Consider the following 1,599-nt stretch of genomic DNA (forward strand, 5'->3'; position numbering starts at 1 on the left):
TCATCACCATCGCCAAGGGCCAGACCGAAGGCAGCATCACTGTTCCGGCTCCGGAAGACGATGTGTACGTCGATGCGGGCGAAGTCAGTGTGACCATCACTGGCACCACCGGTGGTGACTTCGAGAAAGTCGAAGTCGACCCGGCGGCTGCCGTGACCGAGGTCACCGATACCATCGACACCAGCACCGTCACCCTGACCGCGACTCCAAGCGTCACTGAAGGCGGCGTAGTGACCTACACCGCTTCGGTTACCGCTCCGGTTACCGGCTCCGCGCTGGTGATCAACCTGGCCAACGGCCAACAGATCACCATCCCAGTCGGCCAAAGCTCGGGCACCGTGGACTACGTTGCACCAAACAACGTGCACACCACCAATCCGGACCTGACCAACAGCATCACCGGTACTTCGGGCGGTAACTACGAGAAGCTGGATACCGCTGGTAATCCGGTTACTACCGTTACTGATGGTCCAGGCACCGATGACACTACCGGTCTCAAGCTGACCGCTACCGGCTCCGTCGCCGAAGGCGGCGACATCATCTACACCGCCACGCTGACCAACCCGGCTGGCACCGAAATGAAGGTCACTCTGAGCAACGGTGAAGTGATCACCATTGCTGCGGGTCAGACTGAAGGCAGCATCACTGTTCCAGCTCCAGAAGACGACGTGTACGTCGATGCGGGCGAAGTCAGCGTGACTGTCACCGGTACTACCGGCGGTGACTTCGAGAAGCTGGCTGTGGATAACACCCCGGCCGTCACCGAAGTGACTGACACCATCGACACTTCGACTGTCACCCTGACCGCGACTCCAAGCGTCACCGAAGGCGGCGTAGTGACCTACACCGCTTCGGTTACCGCTCCGGTTACCGGCTCCGCGCTGGTCATCAACCTGGCCAACGGCCAACAGATCACCATCCCGGTCGGCCAAAGCTCGGGCACCGTGGACTTCGTTGCACCTAACAACGTCCACACCACCAATCCGGACCTGACCAACAGCATCACCGGCACCACCGGCGGTAACTACGAGAAGCTGGATACCGCAGGTAATCCGGTTACTACCGTTACTGATGGTCCAGGCACCGATGACACCACCGGTCTCAAGCTGACCGCTACCGGCTCCGTCGCCGAAGGCGGCGAGATCGTCTACACCGCCACGCTGACCAACCCGGCTGGCACCGAAATGAAAGTCACCCTGAGCAATGGTGAAGTCATCACCATCGCGGCAGGTCAGACCGAGGGCAGCATCACTGTTCCAGCGCCGGAAGACGATGTGTACGTCGATGCCGGCGAAGTCAGCGTGACCATCACTGGCACCACCGGTGGTGACTTCGAGAAAGTCGAAGTCGACCCGGCTGCCGCTGTAACTGAAGTCACCGACACCATCGATACTTCGACTGTCACCCTGACTGCGACTCCGAGCGTGACTGAAGGTGGCGTTGTCACCTACACCGCCTCCGTCACTGCTCCGGTGACTGGCTCTGCGCTGGTGATCAACCTGGCCAACGGTCAGCAGATCACCATCCCTGTGGGTTCCAGCTCCGGCACCGTGGACTTCGTTGCACCAAACAACGTACACACCACCAACCCGGACCTGA

1 protein-coding gene is annotated in these 1,599 nt (G+C 60.4%); it reads left to right on the forward strand.

The features are described 5' to 3' along the window. On the forward strand, window positions 1-1,599 hold a 1,599-nt coding region (locus tag UB48_RS28070; RefSeq protein WP_368845324.1), incomplete at both ends, for an immunoglobulin-like domain-containing protein.

The organism is Pseudomonas sp. 2(2015) (assembly GCF_000955865.1).
Lineage (GTDB): Bacteria > Pseudomonadota > Gammaproteobacteria > Pseudomonadales > Pseudomonadaceae > Aquipseudomonas.